Origin of the sequence: Staphylococcus sp. HMSC067F07, from assembly GCF_001837405.1 — a bacterium.
Lineage (GTDB): Bacteria > Bacillota > Bacilli > Staphylococcales > Staphylococcaceae > Staphylococcus > Staphylococcus capitis.
Genome location: NZ_KV832218.1, coordinates 12,708 through 38,252, shown reverse-complemented (window position 1 = coordinate 38,252; position 25,545 = coordinate 12,708). Strand labels below are relative to the sequence as shown.

The following is a 25,545-nucleotide window of genomic DNA, read 5'->3' as shown; positions in this document are numbered from 1 at the left end:
AATCGTATGGATGCGATGAGCCGAATCGAGACCGCAAGGTCTCTTTTTTTATGCGAAAATAAAGAGATTTAAAAGAGTAAAGATCAATTATTTCAAAGAAAGAACGAGCATAAATTTTTCTAGTATTAGTGAAGTATTAGAGAAATTTATGCTTTTTTAATACACTAGTAGTAAATGAGTAAATTTTTGAGGAGCATTAATATGATTATAAGAGCTTTAGAGGAAACGGATTTACCTTTCGTACATCATTTAAATAATGAATATTCAATTATGTCATATTGGTTTGAAGAACCTTATCAATCACTTAGTGAATTGGAGAATCTTTATAAAAAGCATATTTTAGATGAATCTGAGCGACGATTTATCATTGAAGAAGATGAGGTATCTATCGGTGTAGTAGAGTTATTAGAAATCAATTTTATACATCGTACTTGTGAAGTTTTAATTATTATAGATCCTCAATTTGCGAATCGTGGTTATGCTAAAAAAGCTTTCAAAATGGCAATTGATTATGCATTTTTAGTATTAAATATGAATAAAGTATATTTATATGTAGACATTAAAAATGAAAAAGCTGTTCACATTTATAAAAGTAATAATTTCGAGATTGAAGGTACATTAAAGGAACATTTCTATACACGTGGAGAGTATAGAGATTGTTATGTGATGGGATTATTAAAGAGAAATTGGGTTAATCAACATGATGATGATTTATCTCATATTAGGTAGAAGTGTTGCATTGGGAGAATAGAAAAGAGTGGATAAGATGGAAAAACCTATAACAAATAAACTTGAAGAGTTAATTGATAATAAAGTTATTTCAATGCATGTTCCAGGACATAAGAACATGACTATAGGAAATTTAAATCAACTAAAAATTAATATGGATATGACAGAAATTACGGGACTTGATGATATGCATCAACCAGAAGATATCATTTTAGAAAGTATGTCTCATTTTAAAAAACACGATGATTATGATGCATTTTTGCTTATTAATGGGACTACTTCAGGGATACTCTCTGTGATACAGGCATTTTCAGAGAAAAAGGGACGATATCTTATTAGTAGAAATGTTCATAAATCAGTTTTCCATGGGTTAGACTTAGCAAAAGCACAAGCTACTTTTACAGCTATGCATCAAAGTAACCTAACATGTCAATATGTAGAACCAATACTAGAAGATGTGATTGAGGATTATAAGCTAGGTATTTGTACATATCCAAATTATTACGGAGAAACATTTAATATTGGAAATTTCATTAATAAATTACATGATAATGGCATTCCAGTATTAGTAGATGAAGCGCATGGCGCACATTTTGATCTCGAAGGTTTTCCGATTTCGTCTATGAATTATGGTGCGGATTATGTGGTTCAGTCTTATCATAAGACGTTACCAGCTTTAACCATGGGCTCAGTTTTATTTATACATAAAGATGCGCCTTTACGTTCACAAGTAATAGAGTATTTATCTTATTTTCAAACTTCAAGTCCCTCATATTTAGTTATGTCTAGTTTGGAATATGCTCAAGAATTCTATAATGAATTTAAAAGTGAGTTATTCTTTGAAAAGAGAAAACATTTTATAAAAGTATTAAAAAAGAAAGGATTCAACATTGGGGAACCCGACGATGCTGTTAAATTAGTCGTTAGTTATGATGGTTTTGAAGGGTATGATATACAACGTTGGTTCGAAGATCATAATATTTTTGTTGAATTAGTTGATGAGCATCAAATTTTGCTAGTATTACCACTTTGGCATGAAAATGACGTATTTCCGTTTGAATTATTAATTAAAACAATAAATGAAATGGAGATTCCTGAACGAGCTGAACATGCTCCTAAAAAATTGAATTTGATGCTAGCATCGAGTGAGTATAGGGCAGTTCATTTTCCAAAAGTAAAAGAGATAGCAATTCATCAAGCGGAAGGTGAAGTTTTAGCACAGCATATTGTGCCATATCCTCCTGGAATACCAGTAATGTTTAGAGGAGAAGTTATCACGACACATATGATAAAATTATTACAACATTATTCAAACCTCGGAATAAAAGTTGAAGGTTTGAAAGATCAAAATTTTTTAGTTAAGGATGAATAAAATGTCAGCTTTTATAACGTTTGAAGGGCCTGAAGGAGCAGGAAAAACCTCTGTAATATCGAAAGTAAGTCAAAAATTAGCTACAGATATGGATGTTATTACAACTCGTGAACCTGGTGGAGTTCCTACAGGAGAAGAAATACGTAGAGTTGTATTAGAGGGAAATAACATGGATATTCGAACTGAGGCGATGTTGTTTGCAGCCTCAAGACGTGAGCACCTTGTTGAAAAAGTTATCCCGGCATTAAAAAAAGATAAAATTGTACTATGTGATAGATATATTGATAGTTCTTTAGCTTATCAAGGATATGCAAGGGGTATAGGTATTGAAGAAGTGAAAACTTTAAATGAATTTGCAATAAATGGATTGTATCCTGACTTAACTATTTATTTAGATGTAAGTGCTGAAGTAGGACATCAACGTATCCTTAAAAATCAACGTAATCAAAACCGTTTAGATCAGGAAGATAAGGCGTTTCATGAGAAAGTGATTGAAGGTTATCAGAGAGTCATCGATAGCGATCCTGAACGTTTTGTTAAAGTAAATGCGGATCAGGATTTGGAAAATGTTGTTGAGGAAGCTTACCAATCTATCATCAAATATTTAAAAAATATGTGATATAATATTAATAAGAGGTGTTATAAAATGAAGATGATTATAGCGATCGTCCAAGATCAAGATAGTCAAGAACTTTCAGACCAACTCGTAAAAAATAATTTTAGAGCAACTAAATTGGCTACTACAGGCGGATTTTTAAGAGCCGGTAATACTACATTCTTATGTGGTGTTAATGATGAACGTGTTGAAGAACTATTAACGGTTATTGATAACACTTGTGGTAATAGAGAACAACTTGTTTCTCCAATTACTCCAATGGGTGGTAGTGCTGATTCATATATTCCATATCCAGTTGAAGTTGAAGTAGGTGGAGCAACAGTATTTGTTATGCCAATCGAGGCCTTTCACCAATTTTAAATAGAAATAAATGGTCGTTAAATCAAGTGTATGTAAGTTGAAGAGCTGATTAATAGCGACTGTACTGGAATCAATTCAGTTATGAAATAGTAATTATTTTAATTACAATGTTGGGCTGCTTTGAAATGTAGCTTAGGATTGAGGTCATATTCATTCAAAACATGGTTTATCCTTTGAGTTATAGCATTGAAATTCGTTATTATATGTATTAATGTAAAGGATTACTGTTCGCATTGTTAAATTTGATTGAAGTAAGATGTCTACAATCTCAAGCTAATTTTTGAGTAGTCTTTTTTTATATAAGAAATTAAGAAGGAGTCGTCAATCATGGATGAACAACAACAGTTAGCTCATGCATATCATTCAAATAAGTTATCACACGCTTATTTATTTGAGGGTGACGATGCTCAAACTATGAAACATGTAGCTATTAACTTTGCTAAGTTGATTTTGTGTGCAGAGGATAGCCAGTGCGAACTGAAAGTTGATACATTTAATCATCCTGATTTCATGTATGTTTCTTCTGATGAGAACACGATTAAGAAAGAACAAATAGAAAGACTCGTACACTATATGAATCAATTGCCGATTGATGGACGCTATAAAGTGTATATTATCGAAGATTTTGAAAAATTAACTGTTCAAGGTGAAAATAGTATACTAAAATTTTTAGAAGAACCACCAGAGAATACAATCGCGATTTTATTATCGACTAAACCAGAACAAATCTTGGATACGATACATTCTAGGTGTCAACATGTTTATTTTAAGCCAATTGATAGAAAACAGTTTATTGAGCGATTGGTTGAAGCATCACTAACTAAACCTGTTGCTGAAATGATAAGTACATACACAACTCAAGTTGAGACAGCAATAGCATTGAATGAAGAATATGATTTAACTGCTTTAAGAAAGTCAGTTATCCGTTGGTGTGAACTTATTTTATCTAATAAACCAATGGCGATGATTGGTATTATTGATTTGCTTAAACAGGCTAAGAATCGCAAATTACAATTGTTAACATTAGCAGCAGTAAATGGTTTTTTTGAAGACATGATGCATGCAAAAGTAAATATAGATAATCATTTTATATATAGTGATTTGAGTGTGGAAATGAAAAAATACGCGGAAAGTTTAACGTTTAATCAAATGACTCTGATGTATGACCAACTGACTGAAGCTCATAAGAAATTAAACCAAAACGTTAATCCAACACTCGTATTTGAACAAATAGTAATAAGAGGTGTGAGATGAGATGCCAAATGTTGTAGGTGTTCAGTTTCAAAAAGCAGGGAAATTGGAATATTATGCGCCTAACCAACTAAATGTGAACGTTGGCGATTGGGTGGTCGTTGAGTCTAAACGAGGCATTGAAATAGGTATTGTAAAATTCCCGCCGAAAGATGTCGCTAATGAAGATGTTACTTTACCTTTAAAAGAAATTATTCGAGTAGTCAATGAAGAAGATGAAGAACAATATTATAATAATGAGCGCGACGCAAAACAGGCTTTAGAACTTTGTAAGAGAGTGGTAAAGGAACAAAATTTGGATATGCGTTTAGTAAATTGTGAATACACACTAGATAAGTCGAAGGTTATTTTCAATTTTACTGCAGATGATCGTATTGATTTTCGAAAATTAGTTAAGGTATTGGCACAAAATTTAAAAACAAGAATTGAATTACGACAAATTGGCGTAAGAGATGAAGCGAAGTTATTAGGTGGTATTGGGCCATGCGGTCGTTCGCTTTGTTGTTCAACATTTTTAGGTGACTTTGAACCTGTATCTATTAAAATGGCTAAGGATCAAAACCTATCATTAAATCCAACTAAAATTTCAGGAGCATGTGGGCGATTAATGTGTTGTTTGAAATATGAAAATGATTATTACGAAGAAGCAAGAGCACAGTTGCCCGATGTTGGTGAGTTAGTTCAAACTCCTGATGGAAGTGGAAAAGTTATAGGTTTAAATATTTTAGATATTTCAATGCAAGTAAAAATAGAAGGACTTGAACAACCATTAGAGTACAAAATGGAAGAAATTGAAGCGTTTAACTAAGGAGGTTTAGCGACCTTTGAATAGAAATGAATTATTCGAGAGATTAATGCGACTTGAACGAAATGTAGGACAATTAACGAACGATATGACTGAACTCAAAGATTTAGCTGTTGAACTTGTTGAAGAGAATGTGGCGTTGCAAGTTGAAAATGATAATCTAAAAAGATTGATGGAGAAAGACGAGCAGTCAGAATCTAACAATGAAGAAAGAAGTCATTCAAAGCACGTTAAAACGCCTTCTCCAAGTAAAGATAATTTAGCTATGTTATATCGAGAAGGATTTCATATATGTAAAGGCGAATTGTTTGGAAAACACAGACACGGAGAAGATTGCCTACTGTGTTTAAATGTATTAAGTGATTAATGTTTTGAAAGGTCGATATGATTAAATTTAAGGGTGTATTATATGTATGAAAAGAAAATCATGCTATAATGACATCCTTTTTTTAGGAGTAAAAGTATGCTTAAAGAAAATGAGAGATTAGATTGTTTAATTAAAGAGGGGTATGAGATTATTCAAAATGATGATGTGTTTTCTTTTTCAACAGATGCACTGTTATTAGGACATTTGACTGAAGTTAGAAAAAACGATCGAATCATGGACTTATGTTCTGGAAACGGAGTTATACCTTTGCTATTAGCCGCAAAGTGCAATCAAAAGATAGAAGCCATTGAAATCCAAGACCAATTAGTAGAAATGGCTCGTCGCAGTTTTGTACACAATAGCTTAGATGAGAGACTTACAATGTATCTGATGGATTTGAACAATGTATATGACGCCTTCAAACCTTCTCAATATACTTTAGTCACATGTAATCCACCTTATTTTAAAGTGAATCAACTGAATCAACATCAAAAAGAAGCGCATAAAATAGCACGTCATGAGGTAATGTGTGATTTCACTGATTGCGTTAAAGCTGCACGGCATTTGCTTAAGGAAGGTGGACGATTTATCGTCGTACATCGTGCGGATAGGCTTATGGATGTCTTAACTGAAATGAGAAATGGTAAAATTGAACCTAAGAAACTCACTTTTGTATACAGTAAAGCTAATAAATCAGCACAAACGATTGTAGTTGAGGGACGAAAAGGTGGGAAACAAGGGCTAGATATACAGCAACCTTTTTATATTTACAATCAAGATGGTACATATAGTGATGAAATGAAAGGCATATATTATGGATAGACATTTTGTTTATATAGTTAAATGTATGGATGGCAGTTTGTATACTGGTTATGCGAAAGACGTGAATGCGCGTGTTGCAAAACATAATGAAGGTAAAGGTGCTAAATATACTAAAATAAGACGTCCGGTAGAGTTAGTTTATCAAGAAATGTATGGGACAAAATCTGAAGCGTTAAAAAGAGAGTATGAAATTAAAACATTTTCTAGAAAGAAAAAATTAAAAATGATTGAGGAGGGGTAACATGGCAACTTTATTTTTAGTAGGAACGCCTATAGGAAATCTAGCTGATATAACGTTTCGTGCGGTAGACACATTAAAAAATGTAGATATGATTGCATGTGAAGATACTAGAGTGACACGAAAGTTATGTGACCATTACGAGATTGAAACACCTTTAAAATCGTACCATGAACATAACAAAGAACAACAAACAGAGTATTTAATTGAGCAACTCATTTCTGGTTTAAATATAGCTTTAGTTTCAGATGCGGGGTTACCGCTTATAAGTGATCCAGGATATGAGTTAGTTGTTGAAGCACGTAACCAGAATATAAATGTAGAAACAATCCCTGGACCTAATGCAGGTTTAACAGCACTAATGGCAAGTGGTCTTCCTTCTTTTACATATACATTTTTAGGCTTTTTACCTAGAAAAGAGAAAGAAAAATTAGATGTATTGCAAGAGAGAATGTATCAATATAGTACTTTGATTTTATATGAATCTCCACATCGTGTTACTGACACACTTAAAGCAATAGCTAAAGTTGATAATATGAGAAAAATAGCTATAGGCAGAGAACTGACTAAAAGATTTGAGCAACTTATGACTTTACCAGTTGAGCACATGCTAGAAATGATTCAAAGTGGTGACATTCCACTAAAAGGTGAATTTGTGATTCTAATTGAAGGCGCACGTCCTTTAGTCAATCACTCATGGTTTGAGGAATTAAGTATTAAAGAACATGTTGAATATTATATTGAAAGAGATCAATTAAAACCGAAGAAAGCAATTAAGTCAGTAGCGCTAGATCGTGGAATGAAAACTGGAGAAGTATACAATATATATCATGATGTAGAATAAAAATTATTAAGTTCTACATGTATTTAATTAGTGATGAATTCACGTGAAAGCCACCATAAAACACCGATTTTATGGTATTGTAGTAAAGATGATGACAATTCATTTTCAAATGATGAGAGAATGTGAAAGTTGATACATAGTAGTGCGCTACTTCATTGAAAAGAAAAATAAATTTAGATATCATTTATTATGTAATTAATGAGGAGGACCAGTGATGGCTAAAGATACATTTTATATAACTACCCCAATTTATTATCCAAGTGGGAACTTACACATCGGTCATGCATACTCTACTGTCGCAGGCGACGTTATTGCGCGCTATAAAAGAATGCAAGGGTATGATGTTCGTTATTTAACAGGTACAGATGAACATGGCCAAAAAATTCACGAAAAAGCTCAAAAAGCTGGTAAAACTGAATTAGAATATTTAGATGAAATGATTGCCGGAATTAAAAGTTTATGGGATAAACTCGAAATTTCAAATGATGATTTTATTCGTACAACTGAAGAACGTCATAAGCAAGTTGTTGAAAAAGTGTTTGAACGCCTACTTAAACAAGGTGATATTTATTTAGGAGAATACGAAGGTTGGTATTCAGTTCCTGATGAAACTTATTATACAGAATCACAACTTGTTGACCCAGTTTATGAAAATGGGGAAATTGTAGGGGGGAAAAGTCCAGATTCCGGACATGAAGTTGAACTTGTTAAAGAAGAAAGTTATTTCTTTAATATTAATAAATATACAGATCGTTTATTAGAGTTTTATGATGAAAATCCAGATTTCATCCAACCTCCATCTAGAAAAAATGAAATGATTAATAACTTTATCAAACCTGGATTAGAAGATTTAGCTGTATCTCGTACATCATTTGACTGGGGAGTTCGTGTACCATCAAATCCTAAACATGTTGTATACGTTTGGATTGATGCGCTTGTAAACTATATTTCTTCTTTAGGCTATTTATCAGATGATGAAGAACTTTTCAATAAATATTGGCCTGCAGATATCCATTTAATGGCTAAGGAAATCGTACGTTTCCACTCTATTATTTGGCCGATATTATTAATGGCTTTAGACTTACCGCTACCTAAGAAAGTCTTCGCGCATGGTTGGATTTTAATGAAAGACGGTAAAATGAGTAAATCTAAAGGTAATGTTGTTGATCCTAATGTATTAATTGACCGCTATGGTCTAGATGCTACGCGTTATTACTTAATGCGTGAGTTACCGTTTGGTTCAGATGGAGTATTCACTCCAGAAGCTTTCGTTGAACGCACGAATTATGATTTAGCGAATGACCTAGGTAACTTGGTTAATCGTACAATTTCAATGATAAATAAATATTTCCAAGGTGAGTTACCAGCATATCAAGGTCCTAAACATGAACTTGATGAAGATATGGAAGCGATGGCACTTGAAACAGTTAAAAACTTTAATGAAAATATGGAAAGTTTACAATTCTCTGTAGCATTATCAACGGTTTGGAAATTTATTAGCCGTACGAATAAATATATTGATGAAACTCAACCATGGGTATTAGCTAAAGATGAGGATCAACGTGACATGCTTGGTAATGTAATGGCACATCTAGTTGAGAACATTCGTTTTTCAGCTGTTTTACTGCAACCATTCTTAACACATGCACCAAGAGAGGTTTTCAAACAACTTAACATGAATGACCCTAAATTATCGCAATTAGAAAGTCTTGAAAGCTACGGTGCACTTACTGAACCAATATTAGTTACTGAAAAGCCAACACCTATTTTCCCAAGATTAGATACGGAAGCGGAAATAGCTTATATTAAAGAATCTATGCAACCACCTAAATCTGAAGAAAAAGAGGAAGTGCCAAGTAAAGAACAAATTGATATTAAAGACTTTGATAAAGTTGAAATTAAAGCTGCAACAATTACTGATGCTGAAAATGTTAAAAAATCAGATAAATTATTGAAAATTCAAATTGATTTAGACAACGAACAACGTCAAATCGTATCTGGAATAGCAAAATTCTATAAACCTGAAGATATTATTGGTAAAAAAGTTGCTGTAGTTACCAATCTAAAACCTGCTAAATTAATGGGACAAAAATCTGAAGGTATGATTTTATCAGCAGAGAAAGATGGGGTACTGACATTAGTAAGTTTACCAAGTGCAATTCCAAACGGTGCAGTCATTAAATAATATTGTTTAAAGATAGGAGAGATAATGATGTTAATCGATACACATGTACATTTAAATGATGAACAATATGATGAAGATTTAAATGAAGTGATATCTCGCGCGCAAGAAGCAGGCGTAGATAGAATGTTCGTAGTAGGATTTGATACACCTACTATAGAACACACTATGGAACTCATAGATAAATATGAATTTATTTATGGAATTATCGGTTGGCATCCTGTCGATGCTATAGATTGTACAGACGAACGATTAGAGTGGATTGAAAGCCTGTCTAAGCATCCTAAGATTATTGGTATCGGAGAAATGGGCTTAGACTATCATTGGGATAAATCTCCTGCTGATGTTCAAAAAGAAGTATTTAGAAAGCAAATTGCCCTAGCTAAACGTGTGAAATTACCTATAATTATTCACAATCGTGAAGCAACTCAAGACTGTGTTGACATTTTAATGGAGGAACATGCCGAAGAAGTCGGTGGCATCATGCACAGTTTTAGCGCTTCGCCTGAAATTGCGGATGTTGTCATAAACAAGTTGAATTTCTATGTTTCTCTTGGTGGTCCAGTTACTTTCAAAAATGCCAAACAGCCTAAAGAAGTGGCACAACATGTACCTATGGATCGTTTGTTATGTGAAACTGATGCACCATATTTATCTCCACATCCTTATAGAGGTAAACGAAATGAACCAGAACGTGTGACTTTAGTTGCACAACAAATTGCTGATTTACGAGATATGTCCTATGAGGAAGTTTGTCGACAAACGACTGAAAATGCAGAACGTTTATTTAAATTGAACTAATAATAATTATAGTGGGAAAGGTGTCCGACTTTGAAAGGATGAATATCATCACACTTTTAAAAGTATGAGACATCTTTCTCATTTTTTATAAATTTAAGAGTGCCGGTATAGTAATATTAAAGATTCAAGTAGCTCATGTTTTAATAATTAGAATTATTTATATAAAATAAAGTTAAATGTCATAGACTTGGAAGGTATAAATATGAAGATTAATGAATTTATCGTTGTAGAAGGTAGGGATGATACTGAACGTGTTAAAACTGCTGTAGAATGCGATACAATTGAAACGAATGGTAGTGCAATCAATCAGGATACACTAAATGTTATACGTCACGCTCAAGAAACTAGAGGTGTTATTGTACTGACTGACCCTGATTTCCCAGGTGATAAAATTCGACATACAATACGTGATTATGTACCAGGTGTGAAACATGCTTACTTAGATAGAGAAAAAGCTAAAAACAAAAGAGGTAAAATTGGCATTGAGCATGCAAACGTTAAAGATATTCGTGAAGCTTTAATGCATGTGAGCTCTCCATTAGAAGAAGCAGAAGAAACTATTGATAAGAGTGTACTTATTGATTTAGGGCTTATTATTGGTAAGGATGCAAGACGTCGTAGAGAGATATTAGGACAAAAACTACATATTGGTCACTCAAATGGCAAACAATTGCTAAAGAAACTTAACGCATTTGGTTATACAGAACAAGATGTAAGAGAGGCATTACTTGATGATGAAAGAAGGGAGAAATAAATGGAACATAAAGATATAGCTACACCATCTCGTACGCGAGCTTTATTAGACCAATACGGTTTTAACTTTAAAAAAAGTTTGGGCCAAAACTTCTTAGTTGATGTAAATATAATTAATAAAATTATTGATGCGAGTCAAATAGATGATACTACGGGCGTAATTGAAGTTGGTCCTGGTATGGGATCATTGACTGAACAGCTTGCTAAAAATGCTAAAAAAGTGATGTCTTTTGAAATAGACCAAAGATTAATTCCAGTTCTTGAGGATACTCTTGCTCCATATGATAATGTGACAATTATTAATGAAGATATATTAAAAGCAAATATTAGTAAAGCAGTTCATACACACCTAAGTGATTGTGAAAAAATCATGGTTGTGGCAAATTTACCTTATTATATTACTACGCCTATATTATTAAATTTAATGCAACAAGATATACCTATAGATGGCTATGTGGTAATGATGCAAAAAGAAGTTGGTGAACGTCTTAATGCAACTGTAGGTACTAAAGCATATGGTTCACTTTCAATAGTTGCTCAATATTATACAGAGACAAGTAAAGTTCTGACAGTGCCTAAATCGGTGTTTATGCCACCTCCAAATGTTGATTCTATTGTAGTAAAACTGATGCAACGTGAAGAACCTTTAGTACAAGTTGATAATGAAGAAGCGTTTTTTAAATTAGCTAAAGCTGCATTTGCACAACGACGTAAAACAATTAATAATAACTACCAAAACTTTTTTAAAGATGGTAAAAAGCATAAAGCGTCAATATTAAATTGGTTGGAAAGTGCAGAAATTGATCCAAAACGACGTGGTGAAACGCTTACAATACAAGATTTTGCTAATTTATATGAGGAAAAGAAAAAATTCCCAGAATTAGAAAATTAATATGTTGACAAAGGTCATTTACCTTGATAAAATTTAAATTTTATTTGACGAAAACGCTCTGAATATGGTATTATGTAACTTGTAGCGAGGTGGGGCAATATGCCAAAATCAATTTTGGACATCAAAAATTCTATTGATTGTCATTTAGGAAATCGTATTGTACTTAAAGCCAATGGTGGACGCAAAAAGACAATTGAACGCTCAGGTGTTTTAAAAGAAACATATCCTTCAGTATTCATTGTCGAGTTAGATCAAGATAAACACAACTTTGAACGCGTATCTTATACATACACTGATGTGCTTACAGAGAACGTACAAGTTTCATTTGAAGAAGATAATCATCAAGAAGCAGTTGCACACTAATTATAAACACATAAGAGTGATTGATTACTCTAAACTTCACAGTTTTATATTATATTTATTAAGGTGAGTATTGGGCGAAAAGTTCAATACTCTTTTTTTGGTATAAGGTCCTCGTAAAGTTTGAGTCATAGTTACTCAGGACTTTTCAAATACGGCTCATATAAAAATTTATATTTTAAAAAATCAAAAAACGTATATTATTACTTTTTAAAATGTATTTCATTAAGATTTTACGAAAAATTGAAGGTAATCTATCAAATATTTAAGACCTTTATGTTAAAATCATCTTATTAATAATTCGAAGAGAGGGCGGAAAAATGATATATGAAACGGCACCTGCCAAAATAAATTTTACGCTCGATACCCTTTTCAAAAGAGATGATGGTTATCATGAAATAGAAATGATTATGACTACGATTGATTTAAACGATCGATTATCTTTTCAAAAACGCAAAGATAAAAAGATTGTTGTAGATATTGAACATAATTATGTGCCTAATGATCACAAGAACCTTGCATATAGAGCGGCGCAATTGATGGTTGATACGTATAATATTAAAGAGGGCGTTACAATTACTATTGATAAAGATATACCAGTTTCGGCTGGATTAGCTGGTGGTTCTGCGGATGCGGCAGCTACGATGAGAGGTATGAATCGTTTGTTTGAGTTAGGTAAATCATTAGATGAATTATCGGCACTAGGTATACAAATTGGGACGGATATCCCGTTTTGTATTTATAATAAGACTGCAGTATGTACTGGTCGAGGTGAATGTGTGACATTTTTAGATAAACCACCTTCTGCATGGGTAGTTTTGGCTAAACCAGATTTAGGAATATCCTCTCCAGATGTATTTAAAGCACTAAACTTAAACGAAAAGCATGTTGTAAATAACGATATGTGCAAACAGGCTTTAAAAACAAACAATTACTATCAATTATGTGAGAGCTTATCTAACCGTTTAGAGCCTATTTCGATATCAATGCATCCAGAAATAAAAAAGCTGAAAGATAACATGTTACAATGCGGTGCTGATGGTGCATTAATGAGCGGGAGTGGTCCAACGGTATATGGTTTAGCTCAAAAAGAGCGACAGGCTAAAAACATTTATAATTCAGTTAACGGATGTTGCAACGAAGTATATTTAGTAAGATTATTAGGATAGAAGGGTTTGAAAAAATGAGATATAAAAGAAGCGAACGTATTGTGTTTATGACTCAATACCTTATGAATCATCCGAATAAATTAATACCCCTCACTTTTTTCGTTAAAAAATTTAAACAAGCGAAATCTTCTATAAGTGAAGATGTTCAAATCATTAAAAACACTTTTCAAAAAGAACAGTTGGGTACGGTTATTACAACTGCTGGTGCAAGTGGTGGTGTGACTTATAAACCAATGATGAGTAAGACTGAAGCGACTGAGGTTGTTAACGAAGTCATTACGCATTTACAAGAAAAAGAACGATTGTTGCCTGGAGGCTATTTATTCTTATCAGATTTAGTTGGCAACCCTACTTTATTGAATAAAGTAGGCAAGTTGATTGCAAGTATTTATATGGAAGAGCAACTAGATGCTGTCGTGACAATTGCCACTAAAGGTATATCGCTTGCTAATGCAGTAGCAAACGTATTAAATTTACCTGTAGTGGTTATTAGAAAAGACAATAAGGTAACTGAAGGTTCTACTGTTTCCATTAACTATGTTTCTGGATCATCAAGAAAGATAGAAACTATGGTGTTATCAAAACGTACTTTAGCTGAGAATTCCAATGTCCTCGTAGTAGACGATTTTATGAGAGCTGGGGGCTCTATAAATGGAGTTATGAATTTAATGAACGAGTTTAAAGCTCACGTAAAAGGGGTATCAGTACTTGTAGAATCAAAAGAAGTTAAACAAAGATTGATTGAAGATTATACTTCCTTAGTCAGATTATCAGATGTCGATGAATATAATCAGGAATTTAAAGTAGAGCCAGGCAACAGCTTGTCTAAATTTTCTTAGAAAAGGAGCATTTATACAACATGAAAACAGTAAACACAAACAAAGCACCAGAAGCATTAGGACCATATTCACATGCTACAGTAGTTAATGACTTAGTCTTTACATCAGGTCAAATTCCATTAACACTTGATGGAAATATCGTTAGCGATGATGTACAAGAACAAACGAAGCAAGTTTTAGAAAATTTAACTGTAGTACTTCAAGAAGCTGGTTCTGATTTAGATTCAGTTGTGAAAGCAACAATTTTTATTTCTGATATGAATAATTTCCAAAAAATTAATGAAATCTATGGAGATTATTTCGGCAAATACCAACCTGCACGTAGCTGTGTTGAGGTAGCACGTTTACCTAAAGACGTGAAGGTGGAAATTGAATTGATAGGTAAAGTTAAGGAATAATAATTTTCTTTTAAAAAATATTGTCAAGCTTCTAATTAATATAAAGATATACTAGGGGGGCTCACTACATGAAAGTGACAGATGTAAGACTTAGAAAAATACAAACTGATGGCAGAATGAAAGCTCTTGTTTCCATTACACTTGATGAAGCATTTGTAATCCATGACTTACGTGTAATTGAAGGAAACTCAGGTTTATTCGTTGCTATGCCAAGTAAACGTACACCAGATGGTGAATTCCGCGACATTGCGCATCCAATCAACTCTGATATGCGTCAAGAAATTCAAGATGCTGTAATGAAAGTATATGATGAAACTGATGAAGTCATTCCGGATAAAAATGCGACTTCAGACAATGAAGAATCAGACGAAGCTTAATTAAAAAATATAAAATTAAAGTATAAAAAATGGTCAACGTTTCAAATGTCGGAGCGTTGACCATTTTTTATGACAACAACTCATTGTCGCCCGATATTTACATAATTTAAGTTGTTTATAAAAAATTAACGATTAGTTAACAAAAACTTTTAAAAGTTGAAAGTCTATTAGTTGTTAAATTATAATAATTATGAAGTGTAAATTTTAATGGAGGGTTAGCATTCATGCAAAGACATGCGATTATTTTGGCAGCAGGTAAAGGCACAAGAATGAAATCTAAAAAATATAAAGTGCTTCATGAAGTTGCTGGCAAGTCAATGATTGAACATGTTCTCAACAATGTTAAACAATCTGGAGTTAATCAAATTGTAACTATCGTTGGACACGGCGCAGAAAGTGTCAAAGAAACTTTAGGCGATCAATCATTATACAGTTTTCAAGAGGAACAACTTGGAACAGCACATGCTGTAAAGATGGCATATGAACATTTGGAAGATAAAGAGGGGACAACTTTAGTTGTGTGTGGTGATACGCCGTTAATCACATCTAAGACGTTAGAATCACTTATCGACCAACACGAAAGTACAGAAGCACAAGTAACTGTATTATCTGCATCAACTCAACAACCGTACGGATATGGTCGAATTGTAAGAGATTCCAACCATCAATTAGAACGAATTGTTGAAGAAAAAGACGCAAATGAAAACGAACGTGCGATTAAGGAAATTAGTTCTGGTATTTTTGCTTTTGATAATAAAGAGCTATTTGATAAATTAGCACAAGTCAAAAATGATAACGTTCAAGGTGAATATTATTTACCTGATGTTTTATCGCTTATTTTAGACGATGGTGGTAAGGCAGAAGTGTACCATACAGATGATTTTGACGAAATCATGGGTGTCAACGATAGAGTTATGTTAAGTCAGGCTGAAAAAGCTCTACAAAAACGTATTAATCATTACCATATGAGAAATGGCGTAACTATTATTGACCCAGATTCAACATTTATCGGTCCTGATGTAGAAATAGGTGCTGACACAACAATAGAACCAGGTGTACGTATTGGTGGCCGTACGATTATCGGTGAAGACGTATTAGTTGGTCAATATTCTGAAATTAATAATAGTACAATTCGTTCGAATGCTAACATCAAACAATCTGTCATTAACGATTCAGTTGTAGGAGAAAAAACAAAAGTTGGGCCATTTGCTCAGTTAAGACCAGGCTCAAATCTTGGCGCAGATGTAAAAGTTGGCAACTTTGTTGAAGTTAAGAAGTCAGATCTCAAAGATGGCGCAAAAGTTTCACATCTTAGCTATATTGGTGATGCTGAAATTGGTGAAAGAACAAACATTGGCTGTGGTTCTATAACTGTTAATTACGATGGGGTAAATAAATTTAAAACGATTGTAGGTAACGATGCGTTTATTGGTTGTAATACTAACCTCATAGCCCCTGTAACAGTAAATGATCACACCCTTATTGCAGCTGGTTCAACAATTACAGATGATATACCTGAAGATAGCTTAGCCATCGCGCGCGCTAGACAAGTGAATAAAGAAGGCTATTTGAAAAAATAGTTAATTAAAAAAACAACATGTTGTTAGATTAAAGTGGAAATGAATTAGCAATAGAAATTATTTTGATTTAACTTGTAACATAGTAAAAAAGTTCTATTTTCTATATAATAAACAGTGTAAGTAAATAATTGGAGGACTATAAATGTTAAATAATGAATATAAGAATTCATCATTAAAGATCTTTTCGCTCAAAGGTAATGAACCTTTAGCACAAGAAGTAGCAGATCATGTAGGGATTGAACTAGGGAAATGTTCAGTAAAACGTTTTAGTGACGGAGAAATTCAAATTAACATCGAAGAAAGTATCCGTGGTTGTGATGTGTTTATTATTCAACCAACTTCATATCCTGTAAACCTTCATTTAATGGAGTTACTTATTATGATTGACGCATGTAAACGTGCTTCGGCAGCTAATATTAACATCGTAGTTCCTTACTATGGTTATGCACGTCAAGATAGAAAAGCGCGCAGCCGTGAACCGATTACAGCTAAATTAGTTGCAAATCTTATTGAAACAGCAGGTGCCAATCGTATGATTGCTCTTGATTTACATGCACCTCAAATTCAAGGATTCTTCGATATCCCAATCGACCACTTAATGGGTGTACCTATCCTTGCTCAACATTTTGAAAATGACCCTAATATCAATCCAGAAGAATGTGTTGTTGTTTCACCAGACCATGGTGGTGTAACACGCGCACGTAAATTAGCAGACATTTTAAAAACTCCAATTGCAATTATCGATAAACGTCGTCCAAAACCAAATGTAGCAGAAGTCATGAATATTGTTGGTGAGATTGAAGGACGCACAGCAATTATTATTGATGATATTATCGATACTGCTGGAACAATTACATTAGCCGCGCAAGCACTTAAAGATAAAGGTGCTAAAGAAGTTTATGCTTGTTGTACGCACCCTGTATTATCAGGTCCAGCTAAAGAACGTATTGAAAACTCTGCAATTAAAGAATTGATCGTTTCAAATTCTATTCAATTAGAGGACAGCAGAAAACCATCTAATACTAAAGAACTTTCTGTAGCAGGATTAATCGGTAAAGCGATTATCCGTGTTTATGAACGAGAATCTGTAAGTGTATTATTTGACTAAAGGTTACAAATGCGTTTGACGAATTAACTAACAACGTGTATAATACATTCGTTCGTGAATTTACGGACAAATAAACACTTGCAAGCAACTATAGAGTTGATGGGCAAGTGAGGAGCAGATGAGAACAGTCGATAGATTGTTAATACTGCAAAATTTGAAAGGTGGAAATTTGAATGGCTTCATTAAAGTCAATCATCCGTCAAGGTAAACAAACTCGTTCTGACCTTAAACAATTAAGAAACTCAGGTAAAGTACCTGCAGTTGTATACGGTTACGGTACTAAAAATACTTCAGTTAAAGTTGATGAAGTTGAATTCATCAAAGTAATCCGTGAAGTAGGACGTAATGGTGTTATTGATTTAGGCGTAGGTTCTAAAACAATTAAAGTAATGGTTTCAGATTATCAATTTGACCCATTAAAAAACCAAATTACTCATATCGACTTCTTAGCAATCAACATGAGTGAAGAACGTACTGTAGAAGTACCAGTTCACTTAGTTGGTGAAGCTGTAGGCGCTAAAGAAGGTGGCGTAGTTGAACAACCATTATTCGACTTAGAAGTTTCAGCTACTCCAGAAAATATCCCTGAATCAATCGAAGTGGATATCTCTGAATTACAAATCAACGACAGCTTCTCTGTTGCTGATGTTAAGATTACTGGTGACTTCACTATCGAAAATGACCCAGAGGATTCAATCGTAACAGTCGTTCCTCCAACAGACGAACCTTCTGAAGAAGAAGTGGAAGCTATGGAAGGTGAATCAGCTACTGAAGAACCTGAAGTTGTTGGTGACGACAAAGAATCTGAAGAAGAAAACAAAGAAGAAGAGTAATTTCTTTTTGCTTTCTAACTGTCATTCATATGATGGCTTTAGATGATTAATGACATACAAGCACTGTGCTTATACTAATAAGCATGGTGCTTTTTGTGTTATTATAGGGAATGATTAATTATTTGAAGTGATATGAAAATATGGACGGATGATATGACGATAACGTGTATGATTTCGTCCCTTCATTTTCAATAAAAAAACCGGTCCAAATTGATACGGCTGATAGATAAATTAAGAATAATGACGGAGGTAACATAAGATGAAGTGTATTGTCGGTCTCGGCAACATAGGTAAACGTTTCGAACTTACAAGACATAATATTGGTTTTGAAGTTATCGATTATATATTAGAACGTAATCAATTTACACTCGATAAACAAAAGTTTAAAGGTGCTTACACGATTGAGCGTTTAAATGGGGACAAAGTATTATTTATAGAACCAATGACAATGATGAATCTTTCAGGCGAAGCGGTAGCACCGTTAATGAATTATTATAATGTTGAACCTGAAGATTTAATCGTTTTGTATGATGATTTAGATTTAGAGCAGGGACAAGTGCGTCTGCGTCAAAAGGGGAGCGCGGGTGGACACAATGGAATGAAATCTATAATTAAAATGCTTGGTACTGATCAATTTAAACGTATTCGAATTGGAGTAGGGAGACCAACGAATGGTATGTCAGTTCCTGACTACGTATTACAACGCTTTTCTAAAGAAGAAATGGTAACTATGGACAAAGTGATTGAACATGCTGCTAGAGCTGTCGAAGCTTTCATAGAATCATCAAGATTTGATCATGTAATGAATGAATATAATGGTGAAGTCAATTGAAATCAATAATTACTGATTATATTAGTGAAGATAAGCGTTTTCAGGAATTAGACGACGTTTTTGGACAGGAGAATATATTAGTTACAGGTCTCTCCCCTTCTGCTAAAGCAACGATTATTGCTGAGAAATATTTAAAAGATCAGAAACAATTACTACTTGTAACTAACAATTTGTATCAAGCAGATAAAATTGAAACAGATTTATTACAATATGTTGATGGCTCAGAAGTTTATAAATATCCCGTTCAAGATATTATGACTGAAGAGTTTTCTACACAAAGTCCTCAGTTGATGAGTGAACGCGTACGAACATTGACGGCGTTAGCCCAAGGCCAACGAGGGTTATTTATCGTGCCTTTAAATGGCTTTAAGAAATGGCTAACTCCAGTCGATATGTGGAAAAATCATCAAATGACATTAAAAGTAGGCGAAGACATTGATGTCGAGGCGTTTCTTAACAAACTAGTTAATATGGGATATCGTCGAGAAAGTGTAGTATCTCATATTGGTGAATTCTCACTACGTGGGGGCATTATCGATATATATCCATTGATAGGATCGCCGGTAAGAATAGAGTTATTTGATACAGAAGTCGACTCCATTAGAGATTTCGATGTTGAAACACAACGTTCTAATGAGAACTTAGATGAGGTAGATATTACTACTGCAAGCGACTATATCATCACTGATGAGGTTATTCAGCATCTACAAACACATTTGAAAGAAGCTTATGAACACACACGTCCTAAAATTGAAAAATCTGTACGCAATGATTTAAAAGAGACGTATGAAAGTTTTAAATTATTTGAGTCTACTTTCTTTGATCATCAATTATTACGTCGCTTAGTCGCATTTATGTATGAACAACCCTCTACTATTATAGATTACTTTAGAGATGATGCGGTTATCGCTGTAGATGAATTTAATCGTGTCAAAGAGACGGAAGAAACGTTAACTACTGAAGTTGACGATTTTATTAGTAATTTAATTGAGAGTGGAAATGGATTCATCGGTCAAAGTTTCATGAAATATGATGGGTTTGAAACTTTACTTGAGAAGAAACCAGTTGCATACTTCACGTTATTTACATCTTCAATGCAAGTACCATTGCAACATATCATTAAATTCTCATGTAAACCTGTTCAACAATTTTACGGTCAATACGATATCATGCGCTCTGAATTTCAAAGATATGTTCATAATGACTATACCATCATGGTGCTTGTGGAGACCGAAACTAAAGTAGAGCGTATTCAGTCTATGTTGAATGAAATGCACATCCCTACTGTTTCTCATATCCATGAAAAGGTAGATAGCGGACAAGCTATCGTAACGGAAGGTAGTTTGTCAGAAGGCTTTGAACTACCATACATGCAATTAGTGGTCATTACGGAGAGAGAACTTTTCAAGACTAAGCAAAAGAAACAGCGAAAACGCACCAAAACGATATCCAACGCTGAAAAGATCAAGTCTTATCAAGACTTGAATGTTGGCGACTACATTGTTCACGTGCATCATGGTGTGGGTCGTTACTTAGGTGTTGAAACACTTGAAGTAGGCGATACGCATCGAGATTATATTAAATTACAATACAAAGGAACAGATCAATTATTCGTACCAGTGGATCAAATGGATCAAGTTCAGAAGTATGTTGCTTCAGAGGATAAATCGCCAAGACTGAATAAATTAGGCGGTACAGAATGGAAAAAAACGAAAGCTAAAGTTCAACAAAGCGTTGAAGATATTGCTGATGAACTGATTGATCTGTATAAAGAGCGAGAGATGTCTGTGGGTTACCAATACGGGGAAGACACCGCAGAACAATCAGCCTTTGAGCATGATTTCCCTTATGAATTAACGCCAGACCAAGGTAAATCAATCGAAGAAATAAAAGGTGATATGGAACGTGAAAGACCTATGGATCGCTTATTATGTGGCGACGTAGGTTATGGTAAGACTGAAGTAGCTGTACGTGCTGCATTTAAAGCGGTTATGGAAGGGAAGCAAGTCGCATTCCTAGTACCAACCACAATTTTGGCGCAACAGCACTATGAAACGTTAATTGAACGTATGCAAGATTATCCTGTAGAAATTCAACTTGTCAGTCGTTTCCGTACGACGAAAGAGGTTCGTGAAACTAAAGAAGGCTTAAAATCTGGCTACGTTGATATTGTAGTAGGAACACACAAACTACTTGGTAAAGATATTCAATATAAGGATTTAGGCTTACTCATAGTCGATGAAGAACAACGCTTTGGTGTGCGCCATAAAGAGCGTATTAAAACACTTAAGAAGAACGTTGACGTGCTTACATTAACTGCAACCCCAATTCCAAGAACGTTGCATATGAGTATGTTAGGTGTTCGTGATTTATCCGTAATTGAAACACCACCTGAGAATCGTTTCCCAGTGCAAACCTATGTATTAGAGCAGAATACGAATTTTATTAAAGAAGCATTAGAACGTGAGTTATCTCGTGACGGCCAAGTATTCTATCTTTATAACAAAGTTCAATCAATTTATGAAAAACGTGAACAGCTTCAAATGTTAATGCCAGAAGCTAATATTGCTGTTGCACATGGACAAATGACAGAACGTGATTTAGAGGAAACAATGCTTAGCTTTATTAACCATGAATACGATATCCTCGTGACCACAACGATTATAGAAACAGGCGTAGATGTACCTAACGCGAATACATTGATTATCGAAGAAGCGGACCGGTTTGGTCTTAGTCAGCTGTATCAATTAAGAGGTCGTGTAGGACGTTCGAGTCGTATAGGTTATGCTTATTTCTTACATCCGGCGAATAAAGTTCTAAATGAAACTGCTGAAGAACGTTTACAAGCAATTAAAGAATTTACTGAATTAGGTTCAGGATTTAAAATTGCTATGCGAGATCTTAATATTCGTGGCGCGGGTAACTTACTTGGTAAACAACAACACGGCTTTATTGATTCTGTCGGTTTCGACCTATATTCACAAATGCTTGAAGAAGCCGTTAATGAGAAACGTGGTATTAAAGAAGAGACGCCAGATGCACCAGAAGTGGAAGTTGAACTTAACCTTGATGCGTACTTACCGGCTGAATATATTCAAAATGAACAAGCTAAAATTGAAATATATAAAAAGCTGCGTAAGGTTGAGACAGAAGATCAATTATTTGATGTGAAAGATGAATTAATCGATAGATTTAATGATTATCCTGTCGAAGTAGAACGTCTCTTAGACATCGTTGAAATCAAAGTACACGCTTTACATGCTGGTATTACTTTAATTAAAGATAAAGGTAAAACAGTTGAAATTTCACTCTCTAATAAAGCTACCGAAAATATTAATGGTGAAGAATTGTTTAAACAGACGCAACCTCTAGGTAGAGCGATGAAAGTAGGCGTACAAGAAAATGCGATGCGCGTTACTTTAACTAAATCTAAGCAATGGCTAGATAGTTTGAAATTCTTAGTTAAATGTATTGAAGAAAGTATGGCGATTGAAGATGAAGCATAAGCCTAAGCCTAAAACGGCATTCAATGGTGTTGTGATACTGACGCTAGCGCTTGTCATTGTTAAAATCTTAAGCGCTATTTATCGCGTACCTTACCAAAATGTTTTGGGCGATCAGGGTCTGTATGCTTATCAACAAATTTATCCTATTGTCGCTTTAGGAATGATTCTATCTATGAACGCAATACCTAGTGCGGTCACTCAAGTATTAGGTGTGCATAGTCCAATTGCATCATACTCGAAGGTCATGTTGAGATTACAGTATGTTGGCTTGGCCATATTTACAATCATATTCATTGGTGCGTATCCTTTAGCGCTATGGATGGGCGATTCAAGACTGACACCTATGTTAAGAATGGCAAGTTTTAGTTTTATATTTATTGGCATACTAGGTGTCTTACGCGGTTTTTATCAGACAAAACAAGCTATGAATATTCCAGCTATTTCCCAGGTAATAGAACAATTGATTCGAGTAAGTTTAATCATCGTAGCGATTGTTTTATTTTCTTTACACAGTTGGTCTATTTATCAGGCTGGTACACTCGCGATTTTAGCATCTTCTATTGGATTTTTAGGTTCCATGCTATATCTAGTGCTGACGCGTCCATTTTCCTTAAAATTAAAGCACAATACCGCTCATGTTGATTGGCGTCAGCTCTTCATGTCGATACTCATCTATGCATTAAGCCAATTAATTGTCATTTTATGGCAGGTGGTTGATAGCTTCACTGTTATACACACGCTTCAAGTGAGTGGTCTGTCATTCGATACAGCTATCCGATATAAAGGTATTTATGATAGAGGGGCATCCTTTATTCAAATGGGGTTAATTGTTACCACAACATTTAGTTTCGTACTTATACCTTTATTGACTGAAGCTATTCATCAACGCAATCAAGTTCTGATGAACCGATATGCGAATGCTTCAATTAAAATTACGGTATTGATAAGTTCTGCAGCAGGAATTGGCTTAATTAATCTCTTGCCACTCATGAATCGTGTCTTTTTTAAGAACGATAGTCTAACGGGAACACTCAGTATTTACATGATTACAGTCGTTTGTGTTTCACTTATTATGATGAATATAGCATTATTACAAGTATTGAATCGCATTAGACCTATTTTAGTGGGTATCGTACTTGGAATACTCTCAAAAGCTATTTTGAATATTATGTGTATCAGTCAGCTAAGTATCTTTGGTGCGAGTTTAAGTACCGTACTTTCATTAATTTTATTTGTAACTGTGCTACAAGTGGCAGTACTGAAACACTATCATTTTAGACATATGTCGTTATTTATCATTAAACTCATAGGCGGTTTAGTGGTGATGAGTATAAGTGTGCAAATCATCATGCTCACCATTCCTGCCCATGGACGTGTAATGGGACTTATTGAATTAGTTATGAGTGCCTTCATTGGTGTTGGTGTTTTACTCATATATGTTGTAATGTTTAATGTATTAAGCTATAAAGAACTCAAATATTTACCTTTTGGAGATAAACTCTATCATTTTAAGAAAGGACGACGTTCATGACTCACACGATTACAGTTGTAGGTTTAGGTAATTATAATATCGATGATTTGCCACTAGGGGTATATCGTTTTCTGGAAAATAAAACCAAAATTTATGCGAGAACGCTAGATCATCCTGTCATAGAAGAGCTTAAAGAAACGCTTCAATTCGAAAGTTTCGATCATATATATGAAAAGAACTCGAGTTTTGAAGAGGTCTATCAAACGATAGTGAATGAATTAATTCAACACGCACAAACTGAAGATATCGTGTATGCTGTGCCAGGACATCCTCGTGTAGCTGAAACGACTACTGCCCAACTATTAGAATATAGTCAATCACATAATGATATTCAGGTGGAAATTTTAGGTGGTAAAAGCTTTATTGACGACATTTTTGAAGCGGTTGATTTAGATCCTAATGATGGATTTACGCTATTAGATGGTACTGCGATTCAAGAATCAATGCTTAATGTACGCACACATACATTGATTACTCAAGTCTACAGTGCAATGGTGGCTGCTGACTTAAAGTTAGTTTTAATGGAACGTTACCCAGATGATTTTGAAGTGAAAATTGTTACTGGTGCACATAGTGGAGGTTCACATGTAATTGAATGTCCACTTTATGAAATTGATCACCATGAAAATGAATTTAATAATCTTACTAGTATCTTTGTGCCAAAAGTAGAAGATGAGAAAGCACTATATCAAGACTTTGATTATGCCGTACAAACTATAGATGTTCTTGTAGATGACGAGAAAGGTTGTCCCTGGGATAAAGTTCAAACTCATGAAACGCTTAAACGATATTTATTAGAGGAAACATTTGAGTTGTTTGAAGCTATTGACAATGAAGATGATTGGCATATGATAGAAGAGCTTGGCGACATCTTATTGCAAGTATTACTGCATACAAGCATTGGTAAAAAAGATGGCTATATGGATATTAAAGAAGTGATTGAAAGCCTCAATGCTAAAATGATACGTCGACACCCACAT

General features: G+C 34.1%; 26 protein-coding genes. All 26 read left to right on the top strand.

The features are described 5' to 3' along the window. The first annotated feature begins 201 nt into the window (after nucleotides 1–201). Nucleotides 202–729 (top strand): GNAT family N-acetyltransferase, encoded by a 528-nt coding sequence (locus tag HMPREF2706_RS01890; protein WP_002436836.1) that lies wholly within the window; start codon nucleotides 202–204, stop codon nucleotides 727–729. Between the two features lie 37 nt (nucleotides 730–766). Next, a complete protein-coding gene (locus tag HMPREF2706_RS01885) occupies nucleotides 767–2,101 on the top strand; it encodes an aminotransferase class I/II-fold pyridoxal phosphate-dependent enzyme (RefSeq protein WP_030061098.1) in 1,335 nt (444 codons plus the stop codon). Nucleotide 2,102: 1 nt separating this feature from the next. Further along, on the top strand, nucleotides 2,103–2,720 hold the full coding sequence (gene tmk / locus HMPREF2706_RS01880) for a dTMP kinase (protein WP_002436838.1): 618 nt from the start codon (nucleotides 2,103–2,105) through the stop codon (nucleotides 2,718–2,720). A gap of 27 nt (nucleotides 2,721–2,747) precedes the next feature. Next, the gene (locus tag HMPREF2706_RS01875) at nucleotides 2,748–3,077 is read left to right on the top strand and encodes a cyclic-di-AMP receptor (protein WP_002452447.1); all 330 of its coding nucleotides are present in this window, start codon (nucleotides 2,748–2,750) and stop codon (nucleotides 3,075–3,077) included. A 327-nt stretch (nucleotides 3,078–3,404) separates the two neighbouring features. Next, nucleotides 3,405–4,331 carry a DNA polymerase III subunit gene (locus tag HMPREF2706_RS01870; RefSeq protein WP_030061102.1) on the top strand — a complete coding sequence of 309 codons (927 nt, stop codon included), beginning with the start codon at nucleotides 3,405–3,407 and terminating at the stop codon, nucleotides 4,329–4,331. Between the two features lies 1 nt (nucleotide 4,332). Next, on the top strand, nucleotides 4,333–5,136 hold the full coding sequence (locus tag HMPREF2706_RS01865; protein WP_002452448.1) for a PSP1 domain-containing protein: 804 nt from the start codon (nucleotides 4,333–4,335) through the stop codon (nucleotides 5,134–5,136). A 16-nt stretch (nucleotides 5,137–5,152) separates the two neighbouring features. Beyond that, a complete protein-coding gene (gene yabA / locus HMPREF2706_RS01860; protein ID WP_002436812.1) occupies nucleotides 5,153–5,500 on the top strand; it encodes a DNA replication initiation control protein YabA in 348 nt (115 codons plus the stop codon). Nucleotides 5,501–5,596: 96 nt separating this feature from the next. After that, nucleotides 5,597–6,322 carry a tRNA1(Val) (adenine(37)-N6)-methyltransferase gene (locus tag HMPREF2706_RS01855; protein ID WP_030061104.1) on the top strand — a complete coding sequence of 242 codons (726 nt, stop codon included), beginning with the start codon at nucleotides 5,597–5,599 and terminating at the stop codon, nucleotides 6,320–6,322. Beyond that, nucleotides 6,315–6,563, top strand: coding sequence for a GIY-YIG nuclease family protein (locus HMPREF2706_RS01850; RefSeq protein ID WP_002436834.1), 249 nt, complete (start codon nucleotides 6,315–6,317; stop codon nucleotides 6,561–6,563). Before HMPREF2706_RS01855 ends, HMPREF2706_RS01850 begins: the two co-directional genes overlap by 8 nt. A gap of 1 nt (nucleotide 6,564) precedes the next feature. Continuing rightward, nucleotides 6,565–7,404, top strand: coding sequence for a 16S rRNA (cytidine(1402)-2'-O)-methyltransferase (gene rsmI, locus HMPREF2706_RS01845; protein WP_030061105.1), 840 nt, complete (start codon nucleotides 6,565–6,567; stop codon nucleotides 7,402–7,404). Nucleotides 7,405–7,618: 214 nt separating this feature from the next. Further along, complete coding sequence (gene metG / locus HMPREF2706_RS01840) at nucleotides 7,619–9,589, top strand: methionine--tRNA ligase (protein WP_070862159.1); 1,971 nt, start codon at nucleotides 7,619–7,621, stop codon at nucleotides 9,587–9,589. Between the two features lie 27 nt (nucleotides 9,590–9,616). Further along, nucleotides 9,617–10,387, top strand: coding sequence for a TatD family hydrolase (locus HMPREF2706_RS01835; protein WP_070862158.1), 771 nt, complete (start codon nucleotides 9,617–9,619; stop codon nucleotides 10,385–10,387). A 202-nt stretch (nucleotides 10,388–10,589) separates the two neighbouring features. Beyond that, nucleotides 10,590–11,141, top strand: coding sequence for a ribonuclease M5 (gene rnmV, locus HMPREF2706_RS01830; protein WP_002452453.1), 552 nt, complete (start codon nucleotides 10,590–10,592; stop codon nucleotides 11,139–11,141). Beyond that, nucleotides 11,142–12,032: a 16S rRNA (adenine(1518)-N(6)/adenine(1519)-N(6))-dimethyltransferase RsmA gene (gene rsmA / locus HMPREF2706_RS01825; protein WP_002436766.1), complete on the top strand. Its 891-nt coding sequence runs from the start codon at nucleotides 11,142–11,144 to the stop codon at nucleotides 12,030–12,032. It begins immediately after the preceding gene. 99 nt (nucleotides 12,033–12,131) lie between these two features. Further along, entirely contained in the window at nucleotides 12,132–12,395 is a 264-nt protein-coding gene (gene veg / locus HMPREF2706_RS01820; RefSeq protein ID WP_001832193.1) for a biofilm formation stimulator Veg, read from the top strand. Nucleotides 12,396–12,712: 317 nt separating this feature from the next. Beyond that, on the top strand, nucleotides 12,713–13,561 hold the full coding sequence (ispE, locus tag HMPREF2706_RS01815; RefSeq protein WP_002436768.1) for a 4-(cytidine 5'-diphospho)-2-C-methyl-D-erythritol kinase: 849 nt from the start codon (nucleotides 12,713–12,715) through the stop codon (nucleotides 13,559–13,561). A gap of 14 nt (nucleotides 13,562–13,575) precedes the next feature. Beyond that, entirely contained in the window at nucleotides 13,576–14,400 is an 825-nt protein-coding gene (gene purR / locus HMPREF2706_RS01810; protein WP_070862157.1) for a pur operon repressor, read from the top strand. Between the two features lie 20 nt (nucleotides 14,401–14,420). After that, nucleotides 14,421–14,798, top strand: a complete 378-nt coding sequence (locus tag HMPREF2706_RS01805) for a RidA family protein (protein WP_002436792.1) — start codon at nucleotides 14,421–14,423, stop codon at nucleotides 14,796–14,798. A 68-nt stretch (nucleotides 14,799–14,866) separates the two neighbouring features. Further along, nucleotides 14,867–15,175: a septation regulator SpoVG gene (gene spoVG / locus HMPREF2706_RS01800; protein ID WP_001832195.1), complete on the top strand. Its 309-nt coding sequence runs from the start codon at nucleotides 14,867–14,869 to the stop codon at nucleotides 15,173–15,175. A 224-nt stretch (nucleotides 15,176–15,399) separates the two neighbouring features. After that, on the top strand, nucleotides 15,400–16,755 hold the full coding sequence (glmU, locus tag HMPREF2706_RS01795) for a bifunctional UDP-N-acetylglucosamine diphosphorylase/glucosamine-1-phosphate N-acetyltransferase GlmU (RefSeq protein ID WP_023350809.1): 1,356 nt from the start codon (nucleotides 15,400–15,402) through the stop codon (nucleotides 16,753–16,755). A gap of 142 nt (nucleotides 16,756–16,897) precedes the next feature. Beyond that, complete coding sequence (locus HMPREF2706_RS01790; protein ID WP_002436814.1) at nucleotides 16,898–17,863, top strand: ribose-phosphate diphosphokinase; 966 nt, start codon at nucleotides 16,898–16,900, stop codon at nucleotides 17,861–17,863. Between the two features lie 173 nt (nucleotides 17,864–18,036). Further along, a complete protein-coding gene (locus HMPREF2706_RS01785) occupies nucleotides 18,037–18,696 on the top strand; it encodes a 50S ribosomal protein L25/general stress protein Ctc (RefSeq protein WP_002436828.1) in 660 nt (219 codons plus the stop codon). A gap of 259 nt (nucleotides 18,697–18,955) precedes the next feature. Further along, on the top strand, nucleotides 18,956–19,528 hold the full coding sequence (gene pth, locus HMPREF2706_RS01780) for an aminoacyl-tRNA hydrolase (protein ID WP_002452459.1): 573 nt from the start codon (nucleotides 18,956–18,958) through the stop codon (nucleotides 19,526–19,528). Next, complete coding sequence (mfd, locus tag HMPREF2706_RS01775) at nucleotides 19,525–23,034, top strand: transcription-repair coupling factor (RefSeq protein ID WP_030061147.1); 3,510 nt, start codon at nucleotides 19,525–19,527, stop codon at nucleotides 23,032–23,034. Before pth ends, mfd begins: the two co-directional genes overlap by 4 nt. Next, nucleotides 23,024–24,565 carry a polysaccharide biosynthesis protein gene (locus HMPREF2706_RS01770; protein ID WP_049428180.1) on the top strand — a complete coding sequence of 514 codons (1,542 nt, stop codon included), beginning with the start codon at nucleotides 23,024–23,026 and terminating at the stop codon, nucleotides 24,563–24,565. The genes mfd and HMPREF2706_RS01770 overlap by 11 nt, the downstream gene beginning before the upstream one ends. Continuing rightward, nucleotides 24,562–25,545: MazG nucleotide pyrophosphohydrolase domain-containing protein (locus HMPREF2706_RS01765; RefSeq protein ID WP_070862156.1), on the top strand; the 984-nt coding region annotated here is incomplete at its 3' end. The genes HMPREF2706_RS01770 and HMPREF2706_RS01765, both read left to right, overlap by 4 nt.